General features: G+C 62.0%; 20 protein-coding genes and 1 pseudogene. 7 read left to right on the top strand and 14 right to left on the bottom strand.

The genetic code is table 11. The annotated features are described in order from the left end of the window. Both gvpJ and NW863_RS06590 read left to right on the top strand, forming a co-directional pair. The coding region (gvpJ, locus tag NW863_RS06585; RefSeq protein WP_414365384.1) for a gas vesicle protein GvpJ at positions 1-1,254 on the top strand (1,254 nt) is incomplete at its 5' end. 144 nt (positions 1,255-1,398) lie between these two features. Continuing rightward, entirely contained in the window at positions 1,399-2,967 is a 1,569-nt protein-coding gene (locus NW863_RS06590) for an NAD(P)H-quinone oxidoreductase subunit N (RefSeq protein ID WP_414365386.1), read from the top strand. Between the two features lie 167 nt (positions 2,968-3,134). On the opposite strand, the gene NW863_RS06595 is transcribed toward NW863_RS06590, so the two are convergent. The 6 genes from NW863_RS06595 to NW863_RS06620 form a co-directional block, all read right to left on the bottom strand. Next, complete coding sequence (locus NW863_RS06595) at positions 3,135-3,704, bottom strand: photosystem I assembly protein Ycf4 (RefSeq protein WP_414365388.1); 570 nt, start codon at positions 3,702-3,704, stop codon at positions 3,135-3,137. Between the two features lie 131 nt (positions 3,705-3,835). Beyond that, the gene (locus NW863_RS06600; protein ID WP_414365390.1) at positions 3,836-4,948 is read right to left on the bottom strand and encodes an S-layer homology domain-containing protein; all 1,113 of its coding nucleotides are present in this window, start codon (positions 4,946-4,948) and stop codon (positions 3,836-3,838) included. Next, positions 4,936-5,250 carry a DUF3181 family protein gene (locus tag NW863_RS06605; RefSeq protein ID WP_414365391.1) on the bottom strand — a complete coding sequence of 105 codons (315 nt, stop codon included), beginning with the start codon at positions 5,248-5,250 and terminating at the stop codon, positions 4,936-4,938. The genes NW863_RS06600 and NW863_RS06605 overlap by 13 nt, the downstream gene beginning before the upstream one ends. Before the next feature lie 51 nt (positions 5,251-5,301). Further along, a complete protein-coding gene (locus tag NW863_RS06610; RefSeq protein ID WP_414365393.1) occupies positions 5,302-5,829 on the bottom strand; it encodes a hypothetical protein in 528 nt (175 codons plus the stop codon). A gap of 102 nt (positions 5,830-5,931) precedes the next feature. Then, positions 5,932-6,492 (bottom strand): anti-sigma factor family protein, encoded by a 561-nt coding sequence (locus tag NW863_RS06615; protein WP_414365395.1) that lies wholly within the window; start codon positions 6,490-6,492, stop codon positions 5,932-5,934. A 2-nt stretch (positions 6,493-6,494) separates the two neighbouring features. After that, positions 6,495-7,157, bottom strand: coding sequence for a sigma-70 family RNA polymerase sigma factor (locus NW863_RS06620; protein WP_414365396.1), 663 nt, complete (start codon positions 7,155-7,157; stop codon positions 6,495-6,497). A 200-nt stretch (positions 7,158-7,357) separates the two neighbouring features. On the opposite strand from NW863_RS06620, the gene NW863_RS06625 reads away from it, so the two are divergent. From NW863_RS06625 to NW863_RS06640, 4 genes are all read left to right on the top strand, one after another. Continuing rightward, positions 7,358-8,083, top strand: coding sequence for a Crp/Fnr family transcriptional regulator (locus NW863_RS06625; protein WP_414365398.1), 726 nt, complete (start codon positions 7,358-7,360; stop codon positions 8,081-8,083). 31 nt (positions 8,084-8,114) lie between these two features. Then, positions 8,115-8,609, top strand: coding sequence for a DUF427 domain-containing protein (locus NW863_RS06630; protein WP_414365399.1), 495 nt, complete (start codon positions 8,115-8,117; stop codon positions 8,607-8,609). A gap of 99 nt (positions 8,610-8,708) precedes the next feature. Then, positions 8,709-10,685, top strand: coding sequence for an SH3 domain-containing protein (locus tag NW863_RS06635; protein WP_414365401.1), 1,977 nt, complete (start codon positions 8,709-8,711; stop codon positions 10,683-10,685). A gap of 63 nt (positions 10,686-10,748) precedes the next feature. After that, positions 10,749-11,711, top strand: a complete 963-nt coding sequence (locus tag NW863_RS06640) for an energy-coupling factor transporter transmembrane component T family protein (RefSeq protein WP_414365416.1) — start codon at positions 10,749-10,751, stop codon at positions 11,709-11,711. Here NW863_RS06640 and NW863_RS06645 read toward each other — a convergent pair. From NW863_RS06645 to NW863_RS06660, 4 genes are all read right to left on the bottom strand, one after another. Next, positions 11,649-14,582 carry a GAF domain-containing protein gene (locus NW863_RS06645; RefSeq protein ID WP_414365403.1) on the bottom strand — a complete coding sequence of 978 codons (2,934 nt, stop codon included), beginning with the start codon at positions 14,580-14,582 and terminating at the stop codon, positions 11,649-11,651. The genes NW863_RS06640 and NW863_RS06645 overlap by 63 nt on opposite strands. A gap of 147 nt (positions 14,583-14,729) precedes the next feature. Then, positions 14,730-15,350, bottom strand: a complete 621-nt coding sequence (locus tag NW863_RS06650; RefSeq protein ID WP_414365404.1) for an NADPH-dependent FMN reductase — start codon at positions 15,348-15,350, stop codon at positions 14,730-14,732. A gap of 53 nt (positions 15,351-15,403) precedes the next feature. Beyond that, positions 15,404-17,647: a spermidine synthase gene (locus NW863_RS06655; protein WP_414365406.1), complete on the bottom strand. Its 2,244-nt coding sequence runs from the start codon at positions 17,645-17,647 to the stop codon at positions 15,404-15,406. A 120-nt stretch (positions 17,648-17,767) separates the two neighbouring features. Next, entirely contained in the window at positions 17,768-18,367 is a 600-nt protein-coding gene (locus NW863_RS06660) for a hypothetical protein (RefSeq protein WP_414365407.1), read from the bottom strand. A 371-nt stretch (positions 18,368-18,738) separates the two neighbouring features. Between NW863_RS06660 and fba the strand changes: the two genes are divergently transcribed. Next, complete coding sequence (gene fba, locus NW863_RS06665; RefSeq protein WP_414365408.1) at positions 18,739-19,818, top strand: class II fructose-bisphosphate aldolase; 1,080 nt, start codon at positions 18,739-18,741, stop codon at positions 19,816-19,818. 129 nt (positions 19,819-19,947) lie between these two features. Here fba and NW863_RS06670 read toward each other — a convergent pair whose 3' ends face one another. The 4 genes and pseudogenes from NW863_RS06670 to NW863_RS06685 form a co-directional block, all read right to left on the bottom strand. Then, complete coding sequence (locus tag NW863_RS06670; protein ID WP_414365410.1) at positions 19,948-20,181, bottom strand: hypothetical protein; 234 nt, start codon at positions 20,179-20,181, stop codon at positions 19,948-19,950. A 39-nt stretch (positions 20,182-20,220) separates the two neighbouring features. Continuing rightward, positions 20,221-20,427, bottom strand: a complete 207-nt coding sequence (locus NW863_RS06675) for a hypothetical protein (protein ID WP_414365412.1) — start codon at positions 20,425-20,427, stop codon at positions 20,221-20,223. Positions 20,428-20,761: 334 nt separating this feature from the next. Continuing rightward, entirely contained in the window at positions 20,762-21,250 is a 489-nt protein-coding gene (sufU, locus tag NW863_RS06680) for a Fe-S cluster assembly sulfur transfer protein SufU (RefSeq protein WP_414365414.1), read from the bottom strand. 167 nt (positions 21,251-21,417) lie between these two features. Next, a pseudogene (locus NW863_RS06685) lies at positions 21,418-21,713 on the bottom strand (hypothetical protein); the annotation flags it as partial.

A 21,713-nucleotide genomic window follows, 5' to 3' on the forward strand; every position in this document is an offset into this window, starting at 1 on the left:
CCCCGCATTCTAGTTCTGGATTTTGATGGTGTGCTCTGCGACGGACGGTCGGAGTACTTTGCTTCTTCCTGTCGAGTTTGTAGTCAGGTGTGGGGTTTGGCCCCTGCCCAGTTGGAGCCATTGCGCCCTGCCTTCGACCGCCTGCGACCCCTAATCGAGATTGGCTGGGAGATGCCTCTGCTGCTGTGGGGGCTACAGCAAGGGATCCCAGAGGACGCTTTGCGCCAAGACTGGCCCGGCTGGCGGCAGCGGTTGTTGCAGCAGGCGGGGGTTTCCGAGCGGGCTTTGGCCCAAGCCCTGGATGAGGTGCGGGATCGCTGGCTGGCAGAGGATCTCCAGGGCTGGCTGGGGCTGCACCGCTTTTATCCAGGGGTAACGGCCTGGATGCGCCAGATCCAGGCTGCCGGCGAGCCGCGCCTGGCCATTCTCAGTACCAAAGAGGGGCGGTTTATCCAGCAGCTTTTGCTCCGTGAAGGGATCCAACTGCCACGCCACCGCATCCTGGGCAAGGAGGTACGCGCCCCCAAGGCCACCACCCTCCAGCGGCTGCTAGCAGCGACCCAGGTAGCGCCTGAGGAACTCTGGTTTGTTGAGGATCGCCTGCAGACGCTGCGCCAGGTGCAGAGTGTACCGGAACTGGAGCAGGTGCTCTTGTTTTTAGCCGAGTGGGGCTACAACCTGCCCGAGGAGCGGGAAGCGGCCGCTCGGGATCCCCGCCTCCATTTGCTCAGCCTAGAACAGTTTTGCCAGCCCTTTGAGCAGTGGTTGGCCCTGCCTGTTCCTTCCCCTCGCCTTGCTGTCAGCCCGGCCAGCCCGGAAGACTTCACCCCTACCCGGAAACGCCCGGAAGCCGGTTTGGCCTCGCTGGTGCTGACCTTGGTGGAGCTGCTGCGGCAGTTGATGGAGGCCCAAGTGGTACGCCAGATGGAAGCCAATCGCCTTTCGCCCGAGCAAATTGAGCGGGCCGGCAGCAGCCTGCAAGCCCTGCGCCAGCAAATTCGGCAACTCTGCGCCCTGCTGGAGATCGACCCAGCGGATCTCAACCTGGACTTGGGAGATCTGGGCACGCTTCTGCCCCGTCAGGGGGACTACTACCCCGGCCAACCCCACGGCGAGGGATCCCTGCTGGAGTTGTTGGATCGGCTGATCCACACCGGCATTGTCATCGACGGCGAGATCGACCTGGGGCTGGCGGACTTGGATCTCATCCACGCCCGCCTAAAACTGGTGCTCACCTCTAGTGCCAAGCTCTAGCGGGGCTGTGATCAAGAGTGGCCTGAGCATTGAGAGTCTTGATTGAGATAATTGGGAGAAGCCATGCCTGAAGCGAGAAGAGAACCCAGAAATCGCGGTATGCTGGCTTTGGATCCCGTTAATCTCTCTTCATAGTCTTCTCCTATGGATGTCTTCGCCCCAACCGGAAACCTGCATGCCGACGCCATTTGGCCAGAGGTGGTGGTCACCCTCACGCTGTTGATTGTCTTGGTGGTGGATCTGGTGGGTGGGTCGGCGGCGCGCAAAAGTCTGCCGGCCCTCTCCCTCTTCGGCTTGATTGGGGCCTTGGTGACCTTGGTGCTGCAATGGCAGCAGCCCCAGTTGGAGAGCTTCTTGGGCAGCTTTGCCGCGGATCCAATTAGCATTCTCTTCCGCGGCCTGGTGGTGGCAACGGCAGCTCTGACGGTGATGATGGCGGAGCGCTACATCGCCCAGGCGGGGACACCCACCGGCGAGTTTTATGTGCTGCTGCTCACGGCCACCTTGGGGGGCATGTTCCTCGCCGGGGCGACGGATTTAATCATGGTGTTCGTCTCCTTGGAAACGCTGGGCATCGCCAGCTACCTGATGGCTGGCTACACCAAGCGGGATCCGCGTTCTTCCGAGGCAGCCCTGAAGTACCTTTTGACGGGGGCCAGCAGCACGGCCATCTTCCTCTACGGCATGTCGCTGCTCTACGGCCTGTCGGGGGGGCAGACCCAATTGGCGGCCATCGCGCCCTACCTGGCCAATGCCGGCCTGGTGGGGATCCTTGCCTTGGTGTTCTGCCTGGGCGGCATTGGCTTTAAGCTGGCGGCGGTGCCTTTTCACCAGTGGACTCCTGATGTTTATGAGGGATCCCCGACGCCGGTGGTGGCCTTTTTGTCGGTGGGATCCAAAGCGGCAGGTTTTGCCCTGGCCATTCGCTTTCTGGCCACTGCGTTCCCGGCCATGACGGAAGAGTGGCGGGCGGTGCTCTCGGTGCTGGCCATTTTGACCATGGTGCTGGGGAACGTGGTGGCCATCGCCCAAACCCGCCTCAAGCGCCTGCTGGCCTATTCTTCCATTGGGCAGGCGGGTTTTGTCTTGATTGGGTTGGTGGCGGGCACCGAAGCGGGCTATGCCAGCTTGATTTTTTACCTGATGGTCTATTTGGCCATGAACCTGGGAGCCTTTCTCTGCGTCACCCTGTTCAGCCTCAAGACTGGCACCGACGAAATCAACGAGTACAGCGGCCTCTATCAGAAGGATCCCTTCCTCACCCTTTGCCTGAGCATTTGTCTGCTCTCTCTGGGCGGGTTGCCGCCGCTGGCGGGCTTTTTCGGCAAGCTCTATCTTTTCTGGGCCGGCTGGCAGGCAGGGGCTTACACGCTGGTGCTGGTGGGCTTGGTGACCAGCGTCATCTCCATCTACTACTACGTGCGGGTGGTGAAAACCATGGTGGTGAAAGAGCCGCAGGAGATGTCGCTTTCGGTGCAAAACTACCCTGAGACCAACTGGCAGGCCGAAGGCATGCCGGCTTTGCGGGTGGGCATGGTGCTGACGCTGGTGGCCACCATCTTGGCTGGCATTCTCTCCAATCCTCTATTTACCCTCTCCACCCAGGCGGTGGAGCAAAGCCCGTTTTTGGGGTTCCCGACAGCCCAGGCTTTTGCTCCAGAGGCGACCAGCCCTTCTCTGACAGTTGCGGGAGCCGCAGCTTTCGAGTCCTAGACCTTTCTTGAGCACTCTGCAAGGCAGGGATCCCTCACCCCCAACCTCTCTCCCTTCGGGAGAGGGGAGTTTACTTGGACAATTGACCCGATGTTGTTGAGCCGGTTTCTGGGCTACCTCAATTCCTGGGATCCCTGACCAGCAGCCGTCCACAATCCAAGAGAATTTCAAATACCCTCTAGGCTGACATTGAGAAAGCGGGCAATCTCGGCTGCTTGGTTTTCGATCTCCGTCAGGGAAGGGGGCTGGCCAACGCCGGTGAGGGGGATGTCGCCGCGTCCTTTTACCCGCAAGTAGATAACCCGGCGGGGGTTGAGGCCTTCTCGCAGCTCGACCCGCAGGCTTTGCACCTCGGCAAAGTCGTATTCCAGCCGCACCTCGCGGTTTTTGCCCGGAAAGCCCTGCCGCACCAGCGTTATCTTCTGGGTGCGGCGGTTGAACTCGTTGTAGCCGCCCCCCAGGTTCCAGTACAGGCTCAGCCATTGATACAGCCCCGCCAGGGATCCGAGCACACCGTAAAAGAGCATGGCAATGCCCTGGGGAATGAACACCAGGCTGGCGGGATCGGAAAAGGGAAGCAAGTTGCGGTGGAAATAGCTGGAAAGACCAGCCAGGGTAAAGCCCAGACCCCCTGCCGTCAGGATCACTGCCCAAAAATAGACGCTGGGCCGCCGCGAGCCAATGACGGTGTAGCGCAGCAGCTCTTCAGAGCGAATTTCGGGAATGGTTGCAGACACAGACGGGATCCCTTTTTCCAAAGCTAGCTTCTTCCATCATTATTAGGCGGGAAGCCCTGCCCTAGGGAGAGGCAACAGAGCCTTTCTCCTTGGGAGCTTTCGACCTCTCGGTTCCTAAAGCCTGGGATCCCCTAGCGGGGTGTAACGATTTTCCCTGCTCCCGGGGTAACTGCCGGCGGTTCACTGGGGGAAGGCTCGCCCTCAGGGGTAGGAGCGGCACTGGGGGAAGAGGTGGGTTCCGGCTGGGCTACCGGCGGAGAAGTTTCGGCTTCCGGCGTTGGACTTGGCAGGGCCGAGAGCTGGGCTACCGCCTCCTGAGCCGTCCGCTCTCCAAAAGCCGACAGGGCAATTGCCGCTTCCCCACGGCTGACCGGCTGGAAGGGGTTAAAGGTACGGATGGGGCCGAAGGTGCGCAACACGGTGGAGGCATTCTCCAGGCTGCGATCTGCCACCAGGGGAGCAACCGCCTCCTCAGGGATCTGCGCTGCATCGGTAAAGCCCCAACGCTCCTCCAGTTCTAATCGGGATCCCTTGATTTGCCCAGGCGGCAAATCCAAAGGCACCTTCATGCGGATTAGCTCGGCTCGCGACAGCAGGCTGTTGGGACGAAACTCGCGGTTGGCGTCTCCGCTAACGATGCCGGCAGCTCCCAGGGCTTGGATGTAGCGAAAGTTGGGATCCTCCTCCGGCACATCCAAAAAGAGGGGGCGCTCGCTGGCGGGTCCCAGCCGGATTTGGCGGCTGGGCTCGTCGGCGTAAATGGCGTTGTTGGCCAGCACCAGCCAGCGGGCAAATTCGCCGCGGCGAACACTGCGCTGGGGCTGAAATTCCCTGCCGGGAATATCAGCAAAGACCCCCAGTTGATCCAGGTCATAGACCGAGCGGGCCACCAGGGATCCGGGCTCCAGATCCGCAAAGCGGCTGCTGAGCTGGCTGGGCAGAGGCGTGAAGGCAGCAGGGGGAGTTGCAGGCGCAGAGGGGAAGCGGGGTTCGATCCGAGGCGAAGGCGTCTCTGCTTGATTTACTTGATTTCGTTGTTGATATTGATCTGCTTGATCTGCAGAGGGAGAGGCAGACAGACCCACCGGTCGCACTGCTCGTTGCAGCCGCTCTCCCCACTCGGTTCCCTGACAGGCCGACACCAGCTCCAGCAGCAGGACAAAACCACTGGCCCTAAGCCAGGTGCTGAGGGGAGGCGGCAATCGCCTTAGGTGAAATGGTTTCTCCCCCTCTACTGAGCCCATTTGCGGCTGAACTCCTCCAGCACATCCAGCAGGTTGAGCAGGCTTTGCATGGGCAGCAGATCCGCCAGGGGCAGCTCTTTGCGCCCACCCCCTACTTTTACTGGGATCCCTTGCAGAACCTCGGTAACGGCATTCTCGTCTACCTTGCCTGCCATCACCTGGGGAGCCAGTCGCTCTGCCAAAACGGTATGCAGGTGGGCATCCCGCAGGTAAAGGTGCCACCGGGCCACATCGATGTAAACTTCCTCGCCAATGGCAGCGGCCAATTGCTCGATCTCTGGGTTGCTGGGCACTTGGGCCATTGCTCAGCTCCGTCAGTGGTTGCCCTCTGCCGATCATAACCTGCTCCCACCTTACGGAGAGGTGGCGGCAGAACGACTCGGTAGAGGCAGGGCAAAGTTCTCCTGCAACTGCCGCAGCAGCAACAGGTGCTCCAGGGCCAAGCGATCCCGTTCGAGGCGCAACTGACTCAGTTGGGCCTGAACCTGGCGGATCTCCTCTTCGTCAGAGTCCCAGGTTTGCAAAAGGCGGTAGAGGCGATCTTGTTGGTTGGCAATCTGCCGGTTCAGTCGGGCCAAGCGACGGTTGAACTCCCTATCCATTGCCTCGGCTAGCTCAGGATCCGGCAGCAGGGCCAGGTGATCCCAATGGATGCCTAAGTCGGCCCAGGTTGGTGGGGGTGGACTCAACTCCTTGAGGAGGGGGAAGTTCGGAAAAGGCGATAGCTCTATCCCGGGAGAGGCCGCTTGATTTTGGGCGGGGGTGGGAGCGAGACGGGATCCCGGTGAGGACAGGTTGGTGGGCTCCAGGACACTGGGATAGGGGCGTGGCTCCTGCGGCGCTGCGGGATGGCTGCCGCTGGGATCAGCTTGGGCCGACAAGGATCCCAGACTGACTAGCCAAAGGCAAACTGCTAGCTCACAAGCCCGGCGAACTGCTTTTTCCACCCTCCACTCCTCAATCTTTCTCAAGCCTGCTCAGCATCATTCCCAGTCCCCCTCGGCTTCGAGGTTCGGCGTTGTCTCAAACAAAATCGAGTAGGCATCTTGTTTTTGCCCCGGCTCAAACAGGTAGCGCTGGGCAACCCGGGCAGAGGCCGGCACGATGGCCACCCGCACCGGCGGATTTTCTAGGGATACCAACGGCTGTGGCTGCAACCAGCGCCAGCCCGCCCAGCCGGCTCCCGCCAAGGCCACCACAGCCGCTGCCACCCGTCCCCAAGGGGTGCCCCTGCGCCGCCACCAACCCAGCTCGAGGGCCGGCCGTCGATCCAGCTCCTCGAAGACCCGGCTGATCAGCAGCTCCGTCTGGACGGGATCCAAAGTTGGGGCCTTGAGGTTGGCCAAGCCGGCCTGCAAGGCTGCCAGTTGGCTGTAGAGTTGCCGCGCTTGGGGATCCCTGGCCAGCCAGTCTTCCACCTGCCGCGCCTCTTGGGGCGACAATTCCCCATCCAGGTAGGCGCTCAACTGTTCAAAGCGCTCTTCCACCAGCGGCATCTCCTGCTGGGAATCCCTGGGATCGGGGTTGCGGTTGCGGCGAACCATGGTCACTCACCGTTGAGGTAGGGTTTTAGGGTGGATTGTAAGCGGGCACGGGCGCGGGCAATGCGAGACTTAACGGTGCCCAAAGATACCCCTGTGATCTCGGCAATTTCCTCGTAGGCCATCCCCTGAATTTCCCGCAGCAGGATTGTTTGGCGAAAAACCTGCGGTAGGTCGCGGACGGCTTGGTGCAATCGCTCGTAAAATTCGCAGGTGGTGAGGTGCTCATGGGGGCTGGGGCTCTCGCTGGGCAGTTCCCACTCCATCTCGCTATCCCGCGTCGAAATCGGGGCATCCAAAGAAAGAGGCTGCTGCTGCCGCTTGCGCTTGCGCAGCTCGTCATAGAACAAGTTGGTGGCGATTCTTCCCAGCCAACTGCGAAATTTCGCTGGCTCCTGCAGCCGCTTCAGGTGGCGGTAGGCCCGGATCCAAACTTCCTGGGCCAAGTCGTGTCGGTCGGGCCAGTCAGGGGCAAGGTGGTAGAGCACCCTGTCCACATAGGCCTGGTGACGGCGTATCAGCTCGGCAAAGGCTTCGCGGTGGGGTTGGGATCCCTGCTGGCAGAGCAGCACCAGATCCAGATCAGCGAGCTTTTCGGGCCGCACAGGCACGTCCTTCACCAAGACCGACCAGCGCTGGCCAGTGATGTCGCTGAGGGCAGCATCCATAGGCATCCATAGGTTATTGAACGACGGAGGGATCCCCTCCCGAGCAGAACCTCTGTTTTCTGACGCAACGGGGGAAGTTGGGTTCCCTCTCCCGATCTTGGCCCAAGGGGGCAGAGCGGTGCGAGAACCCTCTGCAGGATAGCCCTTGAGCCGACGGCTGGGCTACAGTGGGCTTGCGGTACGGTCAACCTCCCTCCGGCATGACTCCTGATGTCTCTGCTGCCCTCCTCTCCGAGCTCAAGGCGGTGCCGACGCTGGCGGAACTTTCGGCAGCGTCCTTGCAATGGCTGGGATCCCAGGTGAAGCTGCGGGATATTGCGGCAGGACAAGCGCTCTTGATGCAGGATGCCTGGGGCAGTGTGGTTTATCTAATCCTCTCTGGCTGGGCCAAGGTGCGGCGGTCTTTGCGGCTCGGCACAGCAGAAGGAATGCAAGACAGCGCCCAAACCTTGGCTTTGCTGGGACCGGGCGCTTGGGTGGGGGAAATGGCGGTACTGGACGAGGCCCCCCGCTCGCGGGATGTGCTGGCCCTGACCCCGGTGCGGGCGGCCGGGATCCCGGCGGCCACCTTCAAGGCGCTGATGCTGCAGGAGCCGCACCTGTGTTACCAGCTAGCCCGCAGCCTCTCCCGCCGCCTACGCCTGGCCAATTTGCAGGCCGATCTGGATCGACAAAGCCCCCCGCTGCGGGTGGTACATGCGCTGGTGCAACTGGCAGAGGCCTTTGGCGAGAAGACCGCCCAGGGAATGCGCATTGTTTACCCTCCCCTCCAGGATTTGGCCGATATCAGCCAGGTCAGCCGAGAGGCAGCGGCGGCGGTGCTGGGCCGTCTGCAGCAGCAGGGGGTGATTCAGGTGTTGCCGGAGCAACAGTCTCTGCTGCTGGTGCAGTACGCCAAACTGGTAGAGGCCAGCCGTCTGCTTTAGGTGCTGTCAGATCCTGCTTTGGAGACTGCCCATGCGCCCCCAGCCCATCCCGCCCCGGCCCGGACAAGAATCCGTCTGGGACTACCCGCGCCCGCCCCGCTTGGAGCCCACCGCCGAGCGGGTGGAAGTGCTCTTCAACGGCGAGCTCATCGCCCACAGCTGCCGCTGCTACCGTATCCTGGAAACCAGCCACCCGCCCACCTACTACATTCCCCCCAGCGACGTGCGGCTGGAGTATCTCCGCCCCAGCACCCGCACCTCCTTCTGCGAGTTCAAAGGAACTGCCCGCTACTGGACGATCCAGGTCGGCTCCCAAGTGGCCGTGGATGCCGCCTGGAGCTATCCGGATCCCAGCCCGGAGTTTTGGCCCATCCGCGACTACCTTGCTTTTTATGCGGGCCGCGTGCAGGAGTGCCGGGTGGATGGAGAGCGAGTTCGGCCCCAGCCGGGAGATTTCTACGGCGGCTGGATTACCTCCAAGGTCGTAGGCCCCTTCAAGGGGGAGCCGGGGAGCTGGGACTGGTAGGCTCTAAGCAAGAGGGGATCCCTTTTGCTGAGGAAAAGACTACAGTTAAGTCGAGGCGGGTTCAGGGATCCAACGCGATTAGGAGAGCCGACAACAGCCATGACGGTGCGAGTGCCCCTCGACTACTACCGAGTTTTGATGCTGTCGCCACGGGCGGACGAGCATCAGATCGAACAGGCTTACCGGGAGCGGCTCGATCCCAAACCGGGCGAGCGTTCTTGGCTGCTGGGGTTCTCGCCGCAGGCCGTGGCAGCACGCGCTCAGCTCATTCAAGAGGCGGCCTCGGTGTTGCTTAACCCTGAGGCGCGGCACAGCTACGACGAACATCTGACACCGGCGGATCCCACCTTGACGGTGGAAGAGACCCTCTTGCCAGGCGTGCTGTGTTTGTATTGCGAAGCCGGAGACTACCAAGCGGCTTTAGATTTGGCTCAACACATGTTGGAGCAGGGCCACCCTGCCCGTTCCGATGCCATTTTGGCGCGGGCCATCGGCCGGTTGGAGCTGGGCCGGGAAGCCTGGCAGCAGGGATCCTACGAAGAGGCGGCGCGTTCTCTGCAGGCGGGCCTGGCGGAGCTGGAGGAGTACCAGGCTTTTCCGCAGATGCAAGCAGAGTTCCGCCTTGATCTGGGCAAGCTGCGCCCCTACCGCATTTTGCAGCTCCTCAGCCTTGAGACTAACGCCCCTGCCCAAAGCGGCAAAGAGGCGCTTGCCGATCCTGCCCTGGCGCGGCAGCAAGGGCTTGCCCTCCTGAAAGCCATGCTGGACGAGCGGGGTGGCATTGAAGGAAGTGGGCAGGATGGCTCTGGCCTCAGCACAGAAGATTTCTTGCGCTTCATCCAGCGGGTGCGCCGCCACCTCACTCTCCAAGAACAGCAGGAGCTGTTTGAGCGAGAGGCCGAGCGTCCCTCCCTGGTGGCCACTTACTTGGCTGTGCAGGTGTTGCTGGCAGCGGGCTATCTGGAAAAACGTCCGGCCTTGGTGCGGCGCGCCCGCGGCTACTTGGCCCGCCTGGCCCAGCGGCAGGATGTCCATCTGGAGCAGGCCATCTGCAGCCTGTTGCTGGGGCAGACGGAGGAGGCGCTTGACCATCTGCGCTCCAGCCAAGAAACAGAGGCCCTGCAGTTTATTGCAGAACACTCCGCCGGCTCCCCTGACCATCTGCCGGGTTTGTGCCGCTTCACGGAAAAGTGGTTTCAAGAGGAGGTGTTCCCGGAGTTTCGCGCCTTGGAAACCGCTCAGGCCAGCCTGAAGGCCTACTTCGACAACCCCCAGGTTCAGGCTTACTTGGACGAAATGCCCAGCCGCGAAAGCTCGCCGGCGGGGACGTTATCTCCCCAATCTTTTCACCCCGCACCCCATTTGCCTGCCATGGTGGGTGGCCCACACCTGCCTGAGCAAACACAAGAATGGCCTCGCCCACCCGCCCCATCTCCGCGGGGAGGGACAGCACCTCCTCCAGAGCCTCCGCGCATGTCCGATTTGCCCGCCTACCGGGGTGGCGAGGGGCCGGCCAAGCCCCCCTTCGAGGAAGGGATCCCACACGCCCACGAGTGGGGATCCCAGGAGGTGGAGCGTTACCGCCGCAGCCGTTTTGGGCCAAGACGCGGCCGGGGTGAGCGCCCTGCCATTCCCCTCGGCATCCGCTTGGCCGGAGTGGTCGGCGTGGGCATCCTCTCCCTGCTGGTGATCTGGCAGATGCTGAGGAGCCTGTTCACGCCGCCGGCGCCGCCGCTGGAGCAGCCCCAGGTGCAACTGGAGCAGCCGCCGGTTGCCATTGACAATCCAGGCCAGCCGGAACCCACGCCTGAGCCTGAATTGACCGGCCCTCTGGCCGAGTGGCGGGGTGTGCAACAGGTGCGGGTGATTGCCAATGAGGGCATTAACATTCGCCAGCAGCCTAGCCTGACCGGGGCTATCGTCGGGGCCGCTCCGCGCCAAGCTCTGCTGCGGGTGGTAGAGGTGCAGGCTGGCGAAGGACAGGTGCCTGTCTGGTTGCGCGTTGAGCGAGAGGGGGCCCCGGGGGGATGGGTCGCCGCCCAATCCGGCTCAACCCGTCTGGTGGAGCGACTCTAAGCCTTTTCTGCTGCCAACTTCCGTTCTTCTTTTGGGGGATAACCTGTCTCCCGTTTGCCTGTAGTGGATATTCTGCGCAACGCCCCGCTGGGGATCTACCTGGAAGAGCCGCGCACCTGGCTGCACCGCCTCGATCCGCGTGTGAAGCTGGCCTGGCTGCTCAGCTTTCTGCTCAGCCCAATTTTGGCTGGCAATGGCTGGCGCCTGGCTGTGGTGGCGGTTCTGTTGTTCTTGACGGTGGCGGCCCGCCTGCCGCGTCGGGTCTGGTCGGGCCAGCTCTCGCTGGTGTTGGCCCTCAGCCTGCTCACTTTTGGGATCACCTGCTTCGCTCCCGATGGGTTGGGGGTTTTCCCGCAGCCGCAGCGGCAGGACGTGCAGGTGGTGGGCTATGGGCTCATCCCCAGCTATGACTGGGGGGTGGAAGAGGGATCCCGCGCAGCGGCCAAGCGGGCCTGGCGGGAGCAAACCCGTGCCTGGCCAACCCCCTACCGCTACCGCTTGCTGCAAGTTTCCCTAGGGGAGCGAACCTTTCAGGTGTCCCGCCGTTCTCTGTCGGTGGCTTTGCGGCTGGGCACCCTCATCTTTACGCTGCTCTACGCCACCAATTTGTTTTTGCTGACCACGGCCCCAGAAGAGATCACAGAGGGGATCGGCCACCTGGTGCAGCCTCTAAAACGCTGGGGATGGCCGGTTGCGGAGGTAATCCTCACTCTCACCTTAGCGCTGCGCTTTCTGCCGCTGGTGATGGAGGAGGTGCAAAACCTGGTGCGGGCAGTGCGCACCCGCGACGTGCGCTGGGGATCCCTCAGCTTCCGGGGCGGGATCCAAACCCTGCTGGCCCTAGTGGAGCGCTTTTTTGAAAACCTGCTCCTGCGGGCGGAGCAGACAGCCATGGCCATGCAGGCGCGTGGGCTGACCGGCCCCGACCACCCCTTGCGCTGGCACCGCCTACACCTGCGGCGGCTAGATCGGGGGGTGCTGGCCCTGTTGCCCCTGTTTTGGCTGCTGAGGGCGTTGTCCCCCTGAGGCTACGGCGGGGGGGGGACGCAGTTCCTCGCTGGCCAGCGGTAGGAGCAGCCGGGCAACGGAGCGCCCATCCCCAGACGGATAGAAGGAGAGCTGCCCCCCCATCCGCTGCACCACCCGTTGGCACAGACCAAGTTCCAGGCCGGGGCTCACCAGCAGCGGCGATTGGAAGAGGGGATCGGCGTAGATGACCTGTTGCGGATCCCATTGCAAGGCCGTCAGCAGGTGGGGATCAAGGTGGCCCTGATCCACCACCAGCAGCTCTGCATAGCCCTCTGTGGCTTGGCCCCACAGATCCAGCCGGCCTCGTTCCGGGCTGCGCAAGGCAGCAGCCAGCAGCACCTCCCAGAGGACCATCTCCAATCGCCCGATATCGCCCTGGACGGCGAGACTGAGGTCGCCGTGGGCGCGTAGCCACAGCTTGCGTTTTTGGGTCAGGCCCTCCACCCGGCGCAAGCTTTTGCGCACCAAAGTAGCCAAAGACAGCGACTGGAACTGCGGCTGCACCTGCCAGGTTTCTGCCTGCAACAATGGATTGGTAGAGACGGCCAGCTCCTGCAGCCCCCTGCCGATTTCCACCACCTTTTGCCAGCGGGTGGCCTCATCTCCCGGGATGTCCGGCACCTGGCCAAGGCGGCGCAGGCTATCTAGAAGGGCATTTTGCATATCCAGCAGGCGGCGGTGCTTGTACCAGTTCAACTCGCTGAGCACCTCCTGCCGCTCCTGCAAAGTTTGCACCCAAAGCAGGCGCCGCAGCGTCCAGCCACAGGTTTGGGCAATTAACGTTACAGCCGCCTGCTCCTCCGCCTCCCAGACTCTGTCCGCTTCTGCTCCCAGGATCAAAACCCCCAGGGGCTCCGGCAGCGAGGGATCCGTCTCCCCCAAGGGCACCAGCAGCCAGGAGCCCAGGCCCGCGGAATTAAGCCAGGTGCGGCTGGCTGCCGGGATCTGTTCCTGGGCAAGCTGGAGGAGCCCTCTTGCCTGCAGCGCAGCAGCCAGCAAGGGATCCTGCCGGTTGATCTCCGTGGGGCCGCTGGGGCAGAACTCAGGGGCGGCGGCAAAGGGCGGCTGCAAGCAGGCCCGGCTCTCCCCCGGCTGCCAACTGACCACCAGCGCCAAAGGGATCCGGAGGAGCTGGGCTGCCTGTTGGGCGGTGGTGGCGTAGAGAGCAGCAGGGGTGGCCAGGTTTTGCAAAGTCAGGCAAGCGGTAATCAGGCCGCTGAGCAAGTGCTCTTGCCGTTCCTGCCGTTGTTGAGACCGAAGTTGCCGCAGGAGCAATCCCACTTGTTGGGCAGTCCCGCGCAGCAGTTGCCGTTCTTCTCGGCTCCAAGCCCTTGGCCGCGGGTGGAGCACTAGGATCAGCCCTTCGGGGGTGGCAGTGCCGCTGGCGCCGGTATGAGTCAGCAGGAGGGAGCGCACCCCCAAAGGGGCCAGGTCTTGCCGCCAGGAGAGGAGGCGCAGATCCTGGTCGTAGTTTTCCGCCGCCACCACCTCGCTGCGCAGCAGATCCTGCCAGTCTTGCTCGCTTAAAGAGCTGAACTGCGGCGGCAAAGCCTGCTTGCCCTCGCTGCGGTACTCGGAGAAGAGGCGGGGGCTTGGCCTATCGGGATCTACCGTCAGGAGGGCCACCGCACCGGCTTGCAGACGCTGACCCAGGCCAACCACCGCTTGCTGGAGAGCCTGCGGCAGCTCCGCCGGATTGTAAAGCGAACGGCCCACCTGGTGGACAAACTCCTGGTCGTCGGCCAACTGGCGAATGCGGCGATCCAGATTTTCCAGGGGGGCGGCTAAGGCCAGCCCATTGGCGGCGGCGGCCACCAACTGGCGCTCGGAGGCTTGCCAGGTGCGAGGCACCTCCGATTGCACCCAAATAAACCCCAGCAGATCTTTCTCCAGCAAGATGGGGGCGGCCAAGGCCGCCTGGGCCCGCAATTGCTGCATCAGCTTGAGGGGGATCTCGGAGCGGGTCGTCCCTGTGCCGCCCACCACCACCTGGCCATCGGCGAGGGTGTAGTACATATCCCCCAACTCCCGCAGTGAAAAGCCGCCATCTCCTGGCGGTGCTGCTCCCGCTTTGGCCTCTCTGGATATGGGGGCAGGAGTGGGTGGCTGGCTGGGCCTGGCGGCGCTTCCATGGGAAACAAACCGCCCCTGGCTGCGCTCGTGCCAGTACACCTGAATATGGACGGCGCCCAGGAACGTCTGCAGCTCCTGCCTCACCAGGCTGACCCGTTCCTGCAGGGCTCCCGCCTGGCACATCGCCGTTCCCAGCCTCAGGAGCGAATCCTCAAGGCGTTTTTCGGTCTGCTGCCTCCAGGCGTTTTCCAGCTCTTGCAAAGAGGCGGCCAACTGACCCAGCAAAATCCCCAGGAGCGCCTTTTCTTCCTCGCGGGTGGTGATGCCCCACACCTGGGATCCCAGCATCAGGATCCCTAGGCAGCGCCGCCGCCCTACTGCTGAAAAGGGGTAGATGAAGCAGCCTTGGATCCCGCCCAGGCGCTTGGCTTCCCGCTGCCAAAGGCCCATGCGCGGCTCCTGTGAGAGATCGGCCACGCTGATGGGCCGCTGCTCGATCACCACCTGCTCCAAGATCTCCCCCGGCTGCAGGGGATACAGAGCTCGCAAGAGCGCTTGATCGTCTTTACGCAGGGTCACCCCCCCTTGGCCCACCAACTGGTGATTGGCATGGTCATAGAGGGCCAGCCAGATCAGCGGCGCCCCAAACACCGCCCTGACATACTCCAGCGTGAGCTGAATCAGGGCATTGGCATCGCTCTGCTCCCGCATCCGCTGCAAGGTTACCTGCAGGGCAACTAGGGGAGAGATGGTCCCAGCTCCAGTTGAGGAGTAGGGGGAAGCAGGTTGAACCATGGCCCGACTTTGGTGATGCAGATTTTTGCCGCAGCTTCCTCTTGGCTCACCTTAGCCATGCCGTTGCTTGGGCGCCAACCCCTTTCCCCTGAAAGAGCAAAAGGGGGAGCTACTAAAACAGAGGCTGCTGGAGAGCCTAGCGCCTTTTTAGGAAAGGGGAGCTGGGATCCCGCGCAATTTGGACGTGTTGGTTACCATGCTCTGCACAAAGCGCTGCAAGCGCTGGCGTAGGTTTTCGTCTTTGAGGTTGCCCTGCTCATCGAAGGCGCTCCAAGCCCGACCAATGGCAATCTGCTCCGGGATCGCCCAGCCATGCACCCAACGCACGATTAAACGCATCTGGTTTAGGGTATTGCTGTTGCTCTCACCGCCCAAAACGCTGATCAGCCCGAAGACCTTGCCCTCCAGGTGCTCAAAGCGCAACAGATCCAGGGCATTTTTCAGACTGCCGCTGATGCCGCCGTGGTACTCCGGGCTGGCCAGGATGATCCCATCCGCCTGTTTCATTGTTGCCTGCAAGACTGCCACGTCGGGATAGTCTGGGTAGGATTCTGAGCCATCGGCAAAGGGCAGCTTCATCTGCCGCAGATCGAGGAGGTGCAGCGGGATCCCTAGCTTCTCGAACTCGCGCCGCACCACTTCCAGCGTCCGATAGGTCAGAGAATTGGGCCGTAGGCTGCCACCAATGGCCACAAAACAAGCCGCAGGGGCCTCGGTCAGAACGGTTTGAGAATCCCTGGGTAAGGCTTGCACAGTTGAGGAAGACATAGGCCATGCTCCTGGGCGGGCTTTAGTTACGTTGCAAACAATCTTAACTCATACTAACTCCGCCTGAGATCTCCGCCGAATTCGTGAGCCACCTCCTCCTGGGCCAAGAAGGGCCAGCGGATTGCCTGCAGCAGGTTGGAAAAATCATCTCGCCAGACCGCATCTCCGGTTGGGGGCAAAAGAGGCTGCCAGGGATCCCCGCCTTGCCAGCCGCTAGGGCTTTTGGCCATCAGCACCCAACGGGAGGGAGCCAGCCCTGCCCGGCGTTGGGCGGCGGTGAGCTCTTCATGGGCTTGATACCAGGCGGGAAGCCGCAATTCTCTTGCCAAGGCGGCCAACACTGGCGCCAAGTCCAGGTGGCGGTTGGTGATGTTAAAAAGCAGCCAGCCCTGGGGCTTGAGCTTGCTGAGGTAGAGGGTCAGGGCCTCCTGGGTGAGCAGATGCACCGGCACAGCGTCAGAGCTGAAGGCATCCATCACCAGCAGGTCGTAGCTGCCATTGGGGATCCCCTGCAGGCGGAGGCGGGCATCGCCCAAGATCACCCGCACCTGCGCCCGCCGCCTGGCCCCCTTGAGATAGGCAAAGTAGCGGCCCGCCCAGTCGGCCACGGTGGGATCCAGCTCAAAGAACGTCCACTCCTCTCCCGGCTCGGCATAGGCGGCCAAGGTGCCGATCCCCAGCCCCAACACCGCAACCTGGGCTGGAGAAGAGCGCGGCTGCGCCCGCCACTGCTGGAACACCTGACCCACCGGCCCCTCGCGGGAAAAATAGGTGAGCGGCTCCAGGGCTTTCTGGGGATCTAGGTTCTGGCTGCCGTGCAGGGTGGTGCCATGGAGCAGACTGCGGAAGGAGCCCGCCTCGGTGTGGTATTCCACAAGGCGGTGAAGGCCAAAGACACTGCGCTCGCTGGCTACCACCTGCAGCCCCGGCGGTAGCCAAGGCTGTCCCAGCAGCAAAACCAACCCCACCCCCGTCCCCAGCCGGCCAAGCCTGCTGCGCCAGCCGCGGTTCCCGTCTTCTCCCATCAGGGCCAGCACCGCTACCCCCACGGCCAAGCCCACTGCAGCTCCGAGGCGAAATAACGCCTGGGGGTGGAAGCGCAGCAGCAGCAGGGGCAAGAGCAGCCCCAGCCCCAGCCATAGCCCCAGCCGCCCTCCCCGTGCCGCCAACACCGCCAGCGACACCCCCAAGAGCAGGGGGTACTCCAGTAATGTCTCAAACACCTGCGGCGCCAGCAAAGCGGAGAACAGCCCTCCCAAGCTGCCTCCCACAGCCAGCCACAGGTAAAACTGCGTCAACTGCTGGGCCGGCGGACGAGATCTGGCCAACTGGCTGTGGCAGAACCAGCTCACCAGGCCAAAAGCCCCTAGATGCAGCAGCAACACCCAAAACCAAGGCCTCACCCAGCCCAGAACCTGGGCCCCCACTGCCCCACAGGCCAGGAGAGCTGTCGTACTCGAAACCAACTCATTGGGGTAGAGGCCGCCGAAGGCCAGCATGAAGGTCACCAGATAAATGCTCAGGGGGAGGGCCCACAGCAAGGGCACCGCCGCCACCTCGGTGGTCAAGAGGGTGGTGACTGACACCAACAGGGCTGCTGGCAAAAAGGCCCAGCCGGCCCAGCGGCAACCCTCCCGCCAGCAGATGGGCCAGATCTCCGTCCTGCCGACGTCCCTGGGATCCCCCAGAGCAGGAGCGGTTCGTAGGAAAGCCACCCCCCGCCCTTGCAGCAGCAGCCCCACCCCACCCAGCAGCACCAGCGCTGCGACTAGGGCGTAGGATCCCGTCCACAGGTGGGTTTGCCCCGACAAAGACAACTGCGGCTCCAAGAGCAGCGGATAACCCAGAAGCCCCGCTAGGCTGCCGGCATTGCTGGCCACGTAGAGCCCGTAGGGATCCCTTTTCACCCCTCCCAGCGCCCGCTGCAGCAACGGCGTCGTCCCCGACAGAAGAACCAGGGGTACTCCCGCCCTCGCCGTCAAGTCAGCCAACAGAGCTAGGGAAGGAAAGACCTCTTCCCGTTGGCCAGGGATCCCGAACTCAAAGGACAAAAACTTCAGCCCCACCAGCAAGAGGCCCCCGTGCAGCAGCAGGCCCAGGCCGGGATCGAGCCCTCGCCCCAGCCGGTCTGCCCACAGGTAGCCCAGCAGCAAAGCAAGCTGGAAAAAGACCAGGCAGGTATTCCACACCAGGGGGGATCCCCCCCACAGCGGCAGCAGCAATTTGCCCAGCAACAACTGCCCCCAAAAAAGGCAAAAAGCGCTGCCGAACAACGTGAGGCCAACCAGCAAAACCACAGCCGTGCCCCCCTACCCCCTGGCTGTCAGTATGGCCTAGCCCTCCTAGGCAACGTGGCTGCTGCTGAATTCAGAGGCGGATCCTAGCAGCCGCAAACCTCCGTCTGCCTGAGGGCCAGCTCAGCGGCTCCTCACCTGTAGGGGAAAGCGCTCGGCCAACTCCCCTTCCACCTTAGGAAGCCATTCTTCTTGGAACACCCACACCTGCCCTTGCTGCACACGACCATCGGGGTTTTGCGTCAGCTCCAGCCAATAGACGAATTGCTTTCCCCGCAGCACCACACCTTGGGTGGCCAAGGCCAGGGTATAGCCGGGAGTATTCGCCAAGGCCTCTGGGGACGGGTAGCGGATCACCTCCACCGCCCGATCCAAATCGGCGGCAATCTCCGACCCATAGACCTCGCGAATCGCCTGAAAGAGATCTTCCGCCGTCAGCCCTTGTGGGCGAAAGAAGGTCATGCGCTCCGAGCGAATCGTCTCCCGATCCAGCGGGTTGATGATCCGTCCTGGCGGAGCCACCGAGGCCAAAAAGGTAAACCGGGATCCATCTGGCTCCACCCGCTGGATGTTTAGCGTCTCGCCCGGACGGGGCCGCAGTACCGGGTTGTCTCTTACCCAGGCAGCCACCTGATTTGGCGATTGTCCAGGGATCCCCCATGCCGCCGATTGAAGGCCCGCCACTGCCCAGCAGGCTATGGCCAAACCCATCCGGCGGGACAAAGTCTCTCCCCAGCTCGCGCCCAGGATCGGCCACGGATTGCAATGCACCTTCTCAATCCTCCGGACAAACAACACAAAATGCAAAACAAAAGGCAAAAATAACGTCCACAAAAAGCTAAAAGTAAACAGGCGAGTGTAGACAAGGCGACCTTTGCCTCGGAGCGCACCGCGCTCTACCCACGTCTAGTGTATCTGGAGGGCACCACAGAACCGTTGCGCCTGAGCGCGAGCATGGCGGCCAATAGTAGCAAGGATGCTTTGGCGAGATCCCCAAATCTCCAGGGTTACATCCCGCAAAACGTGAAAGATACCTTAAGATTAACGGTAAGCAAATCTCACACGCATTAGGTCAGCACCTCAGGAGGTAAGCGATGGCTCTTGTTCCCATGCGCATCTTGCTGGATCATGCTGCCGAACACGGCTACGGCATTCCGGCTTTCAACGTCAACAACATGGAGCAGATCCAAGCAATCATGCAAGCTGCCCATGAAACCAACAGTCCGGTCATCCTGCAAGCCTCTCGAGGGGCGCGCAAGTATGCGGGCGAGCACTTTTTGCGCCACCTGATCCTGGCGGCGGTGGAGACCTACCCCCACATTCCCGTCGCCATGCACCAAGACCACGGCAACAGCCCCGCCACCTGCTACTCTGCCATCCGCAACGGCTTCACCAGCGTCATGATGGATGGCTCCCTCAAAGAAGATGCCAAAACGCCGGCCAGCTACGAGTACAACGTGGCCGTTACTGCCGAGGTAGTCAAGGTGGCCCACGCGGTCGGCGTGAGCGTGGAAGGGGAACTGGGCTGTCTGGGATCCCTGGAGACAGGCCGTGGCGAAGCAGAAGATGGTCACGGTGCTGAAGGGGCCCTCAGCCACGACCAACTGCTCACCGACCCCGACCAAGCGGTGGACTTTGTGGAGCGAACTCAGGTGGATGCGCTGGCTGTAGCCATTGGCACCAGCCATGGCGCTTACAAGTTCTCCCGCAAGCCCACCGGCGACATTCTCGACATGGAGCGCATCGCCGAGATCCACCGCCGCCTGCCCAACACCCACCTGGTGATGCACGGTTCCTCCTCGGTGCCTAAGGAGTTGATCGACATCATCAACCAGTACGGCGGCTCCATCCCCGAGACCTACGGCGTGCCGCTGGAAGAAATTCAGCGGGGCATCCAAAACGGGGTGCGCAAAGTCAACATCGACACCGACAACCGCCTGGCCATCACGGCTGCCGTGCGCCGCGCCCTGGCCGAAAATCCGAAAGACTTTGATCCCCGCTCTTTCCTCAAGCCTTCTATCAAGGAAATGCAAAAAGTGTGCGCTGAGCGCTACATCGCCTTTGGCTGTGCCGGCCATGGCACCAAGGTTCCGGTGGTTACCTTGGATGAGATGGCAGCCAAGTATGCTTCTGGCGCTTTGGCAGCTCAGGTGAAGAAGACCGTCGCGGTCTAGCCCTCACACCCGGCCGCTGCAGCCCAGAACTCCTCGGCGTTTGCTGAGGAGACTCTAGCTTAATCGACAGGTAAGGGGATCCGCAGAGGATCCCCTGTTGCTTTGGAGGAACTTGATGCGTTTTGGCGGTCAGGCAGCTTTTGCTACAAAACTTTTTTCCACTTCGATTTGCCGATTTAGCAACGCCAAAGTCAGGCGATCCAGCATTTCCAGGTCGGCCTCGGAGTAATACCGTTGAAACAGCAGCTCGTTGATGAGGTTTTCTTGATGCCAACTGAGAAGGCCGCTGCGGAAAACTTGCTCCACGACTTCTGCGATACTAGGGGCCGGAGCAACAGGGAGAAAATCGAGAGAGGTATTCATGGTCGTTTCCGTTTGAGAGAGTTGCTTCGAGAGTCCCGGTTACTTGCGCCGAGGAACGAGATAGCGCTGCTTAATCTGCTCCGGCGAGAGGCGGGAAACTCCGGCCCGCGGCTCGTCCTCAGAAGAGGCCTCACCCTGCCACTTGAGGGATACTCCCAGCAGTGCTCCCAAAGAAAAGCTCTCGCTCAACAGGGCCGCTATGCGGTAAGTACGGTAGTCTAGCGTTAGATCGACACCAGCTTGCATCCGCGTTTCCTCCGTATTCCCAACGTTTACGTTCCCATTATAGCCTGGATATCCGTAAAAAAACGTAAAACACCGAGGATCTACGTACGCGATTTATAGGATTTTTCTACGCCATTTGGCGGATAGCGGCGGGGATCCTACGGATCTGGGGGGGCAGGTTCAGGGATCCCAGCTCAGCAGAGCCGCGATTGCGGCGGCCAGAGTGGCGGCGTTGAAGGGCTTGCTGCTGAGGCCATTGGCTCCCAGACGAGCCAAAGAGGCACCCTGGCATCCCTGATCCTCGGAGTTGTCTGGATTACAGGGATCCCTTACGTTACCGCTCAGAGCTCGAAACCTAGTCGGTGTTTTCGTTGCTCACAAAATCTGGGTTGTCCGGGGATCCACCGGGTTCGGGCGATTCCAGCGCGTGTTTGAGGGCATGCCAGGCCAGGTTGGCGCACTTGATGCGCACCGGAAATTGGGCAACTCCCTTCATGGCGTTCAAGGCCCGCTGCTCCCGCGGAAACTCAGCGCCGCCGCGCATCATGGCTTGGAAGTGATCCACCAACTGCAACGCTTCGGGGATGGTGCGCCCCCGCACGGCGTCAGCCATGAGATCGGCAGAGGCCAGGGCAATAGCGCAGCCTTCGCCCTCGAATTTGATATCGACAATTCGCTCTTGATCCGGATCCAGTTGCAAGGTGAGGTCGATGGTGTCGCCACAGGAAGGGTTGTGGCCGCGTTGGTGGCGATGAACCGGATCCACTTTGCCGAAGTTGCGGGGCTTTTTGTACCGCTCCAGAATGACTTGCTGATAGAGTCCGCGCAGGTTATCGAGAGGCATTGTTGTTCCCGCTTGGTCGCTGCTTGGGCCGGAGAGCGTCAAGAGCTTTTGAGGATTGAAGGGCGATAGGGTCGAGATCGAGAAGCCGAGGAAGCTAGCCCATTCCGGCCAGTCTGTAACTTAATCTTAACCCCGTTCTCTGTAGAGATTTCGTAGAAGAATACCTGCTAGCGCACGGGCTTGCGTTGGCGCATATAGAGCCAATCGAACAGGTTTTTCAGCAGCGTGGCCAGGTAGCCGCGCCAGGCCCACCTGCCTTTCTCGGCGACGGCAACCCGGTTTCCCACCGTAACGCAGACAAACACAGTGGCCTGAGGTCGGTAGGGAAGCAGGGGTTGGCCGCGGATGAGCCGCAGCAGGTTTTGTGCTGCAATCGGCCCCTGGCGCACCGCGTACACGCCGATCTTGGGCAAGAGACGGGATCCCCAGACAAAGTCGGCGCAGTCCCCTAAGGCCAAGATGC

Source organism: Synechococcus sp. B60.1, from assembly GCF_047462555.1.
Taxonomy (GTDB): Bacteria; Cyanobacteriota; Cyanobacteriia; order Thermostichales; family Thermostichaceae; genus Thermostichus.

Excerpts from the sequence above, each read along its gene's own strand:
- sufU (WP_414365414.1), bottom strand. The coding sequence starts at position 21,250 with ATGCCTCTCGATAACCTGCGCGGACTCTATCAGCAAGTCATTCTGGAG.
- NW863_RS06590 (WP_414365386.1), top strand. The coding sequence starts at position 1,399 with ATGGATGTCTTCGCCCCAACCGGAAACCTGCATGCCGACGCCATTTGG.
- NW863_RS06670 (WP_414365410.1), bottom strand. The coding sequence starts at position 20,181 with ATGAATACCTCTCTCGATTTTCTCCCTGTTGCTCCGGCCCCTAGTATC.
- NW863_RS06620 (WP_414365396.1), bottom strand. The coding sequence starts at position 7,157 with ATGGATGCTGCCCTCAGCGACATCACTGGCCAGCGCTGGTCGGTCTTG.
- NW863_RS06625 (WP_414365398.1), top strand. The coding sequence starts at position 7,358 with ATGACTCCTGATGTCTCTGCTGCCCTCCTCTCCGAGCTCAAGGCGGTG.
- NW863_RS06605 (WP_414365391.1), bottom strand. The coding sequence starts at position 5,250 with ATGGCCCAAGTGCCCAGCAACCCAGAGATCGAGCAATTGGCCGCTGCC.
- fba (WP_414365408.1), top strand. The coding sequence starts at position 18,739 with ATGGCTCTTGTTCCCATGCGCATCTTGCTGGATCATGCTGCCGAACAC.
- NW863_RS06635 (WP_414365401.1), top strand. The coding sequence starts at position 8,709 with ATGACGGTGCGAGTGCCCCTCGACTACTACCGAGTTTTGATGCTGTCG.
- NW863_RS06600 (WP_414365390.1), bottom strand. The coding sequence starts at position 4,948 with ATGGGCTCAGTAGAGGGGGAGAAACCATTTCACCTAAGGCGATTGCCG.
- NW863_RS06615 (WP_414365395.1), bottom strand. The coding sequence starts at position 6,492 with ATGGTTCGCCGCAACCGCAACCCCGATCCCAGGGATTCCCAGCAGGAG.
- NW863_RS06650 (WP_414365404.1), bottom strand. The coding sequence starts at position 15,350 with ATGTCTTCCTCAACTGTGCAAGCCTTACCCAGGGATTCTCAAACCGTT.
- NW863_RS06675 (WP_414365412.1), bottom strand. The coding sequence starts at position 20,427 with ATGCAAGCTGGTGTCGATCTAACGCTAGACTACCGTACTTACCGCATA.
- NW863_RS06630 (WP_414365399.1), top strand. The coding sequence starts at position 8,115 with ATGCGCCCCCAGCCCATCCCGCCCCGGCCCGGACAAGAATCCGTCTGG.
- NW863_RS06645 (WP_414365403.1), bottom strand. The coding sequence starts at position 14,582 with ATGGTTCAACCTGCTTCCCCCTACTCCTCAACTGGAGCTGGGACCATC.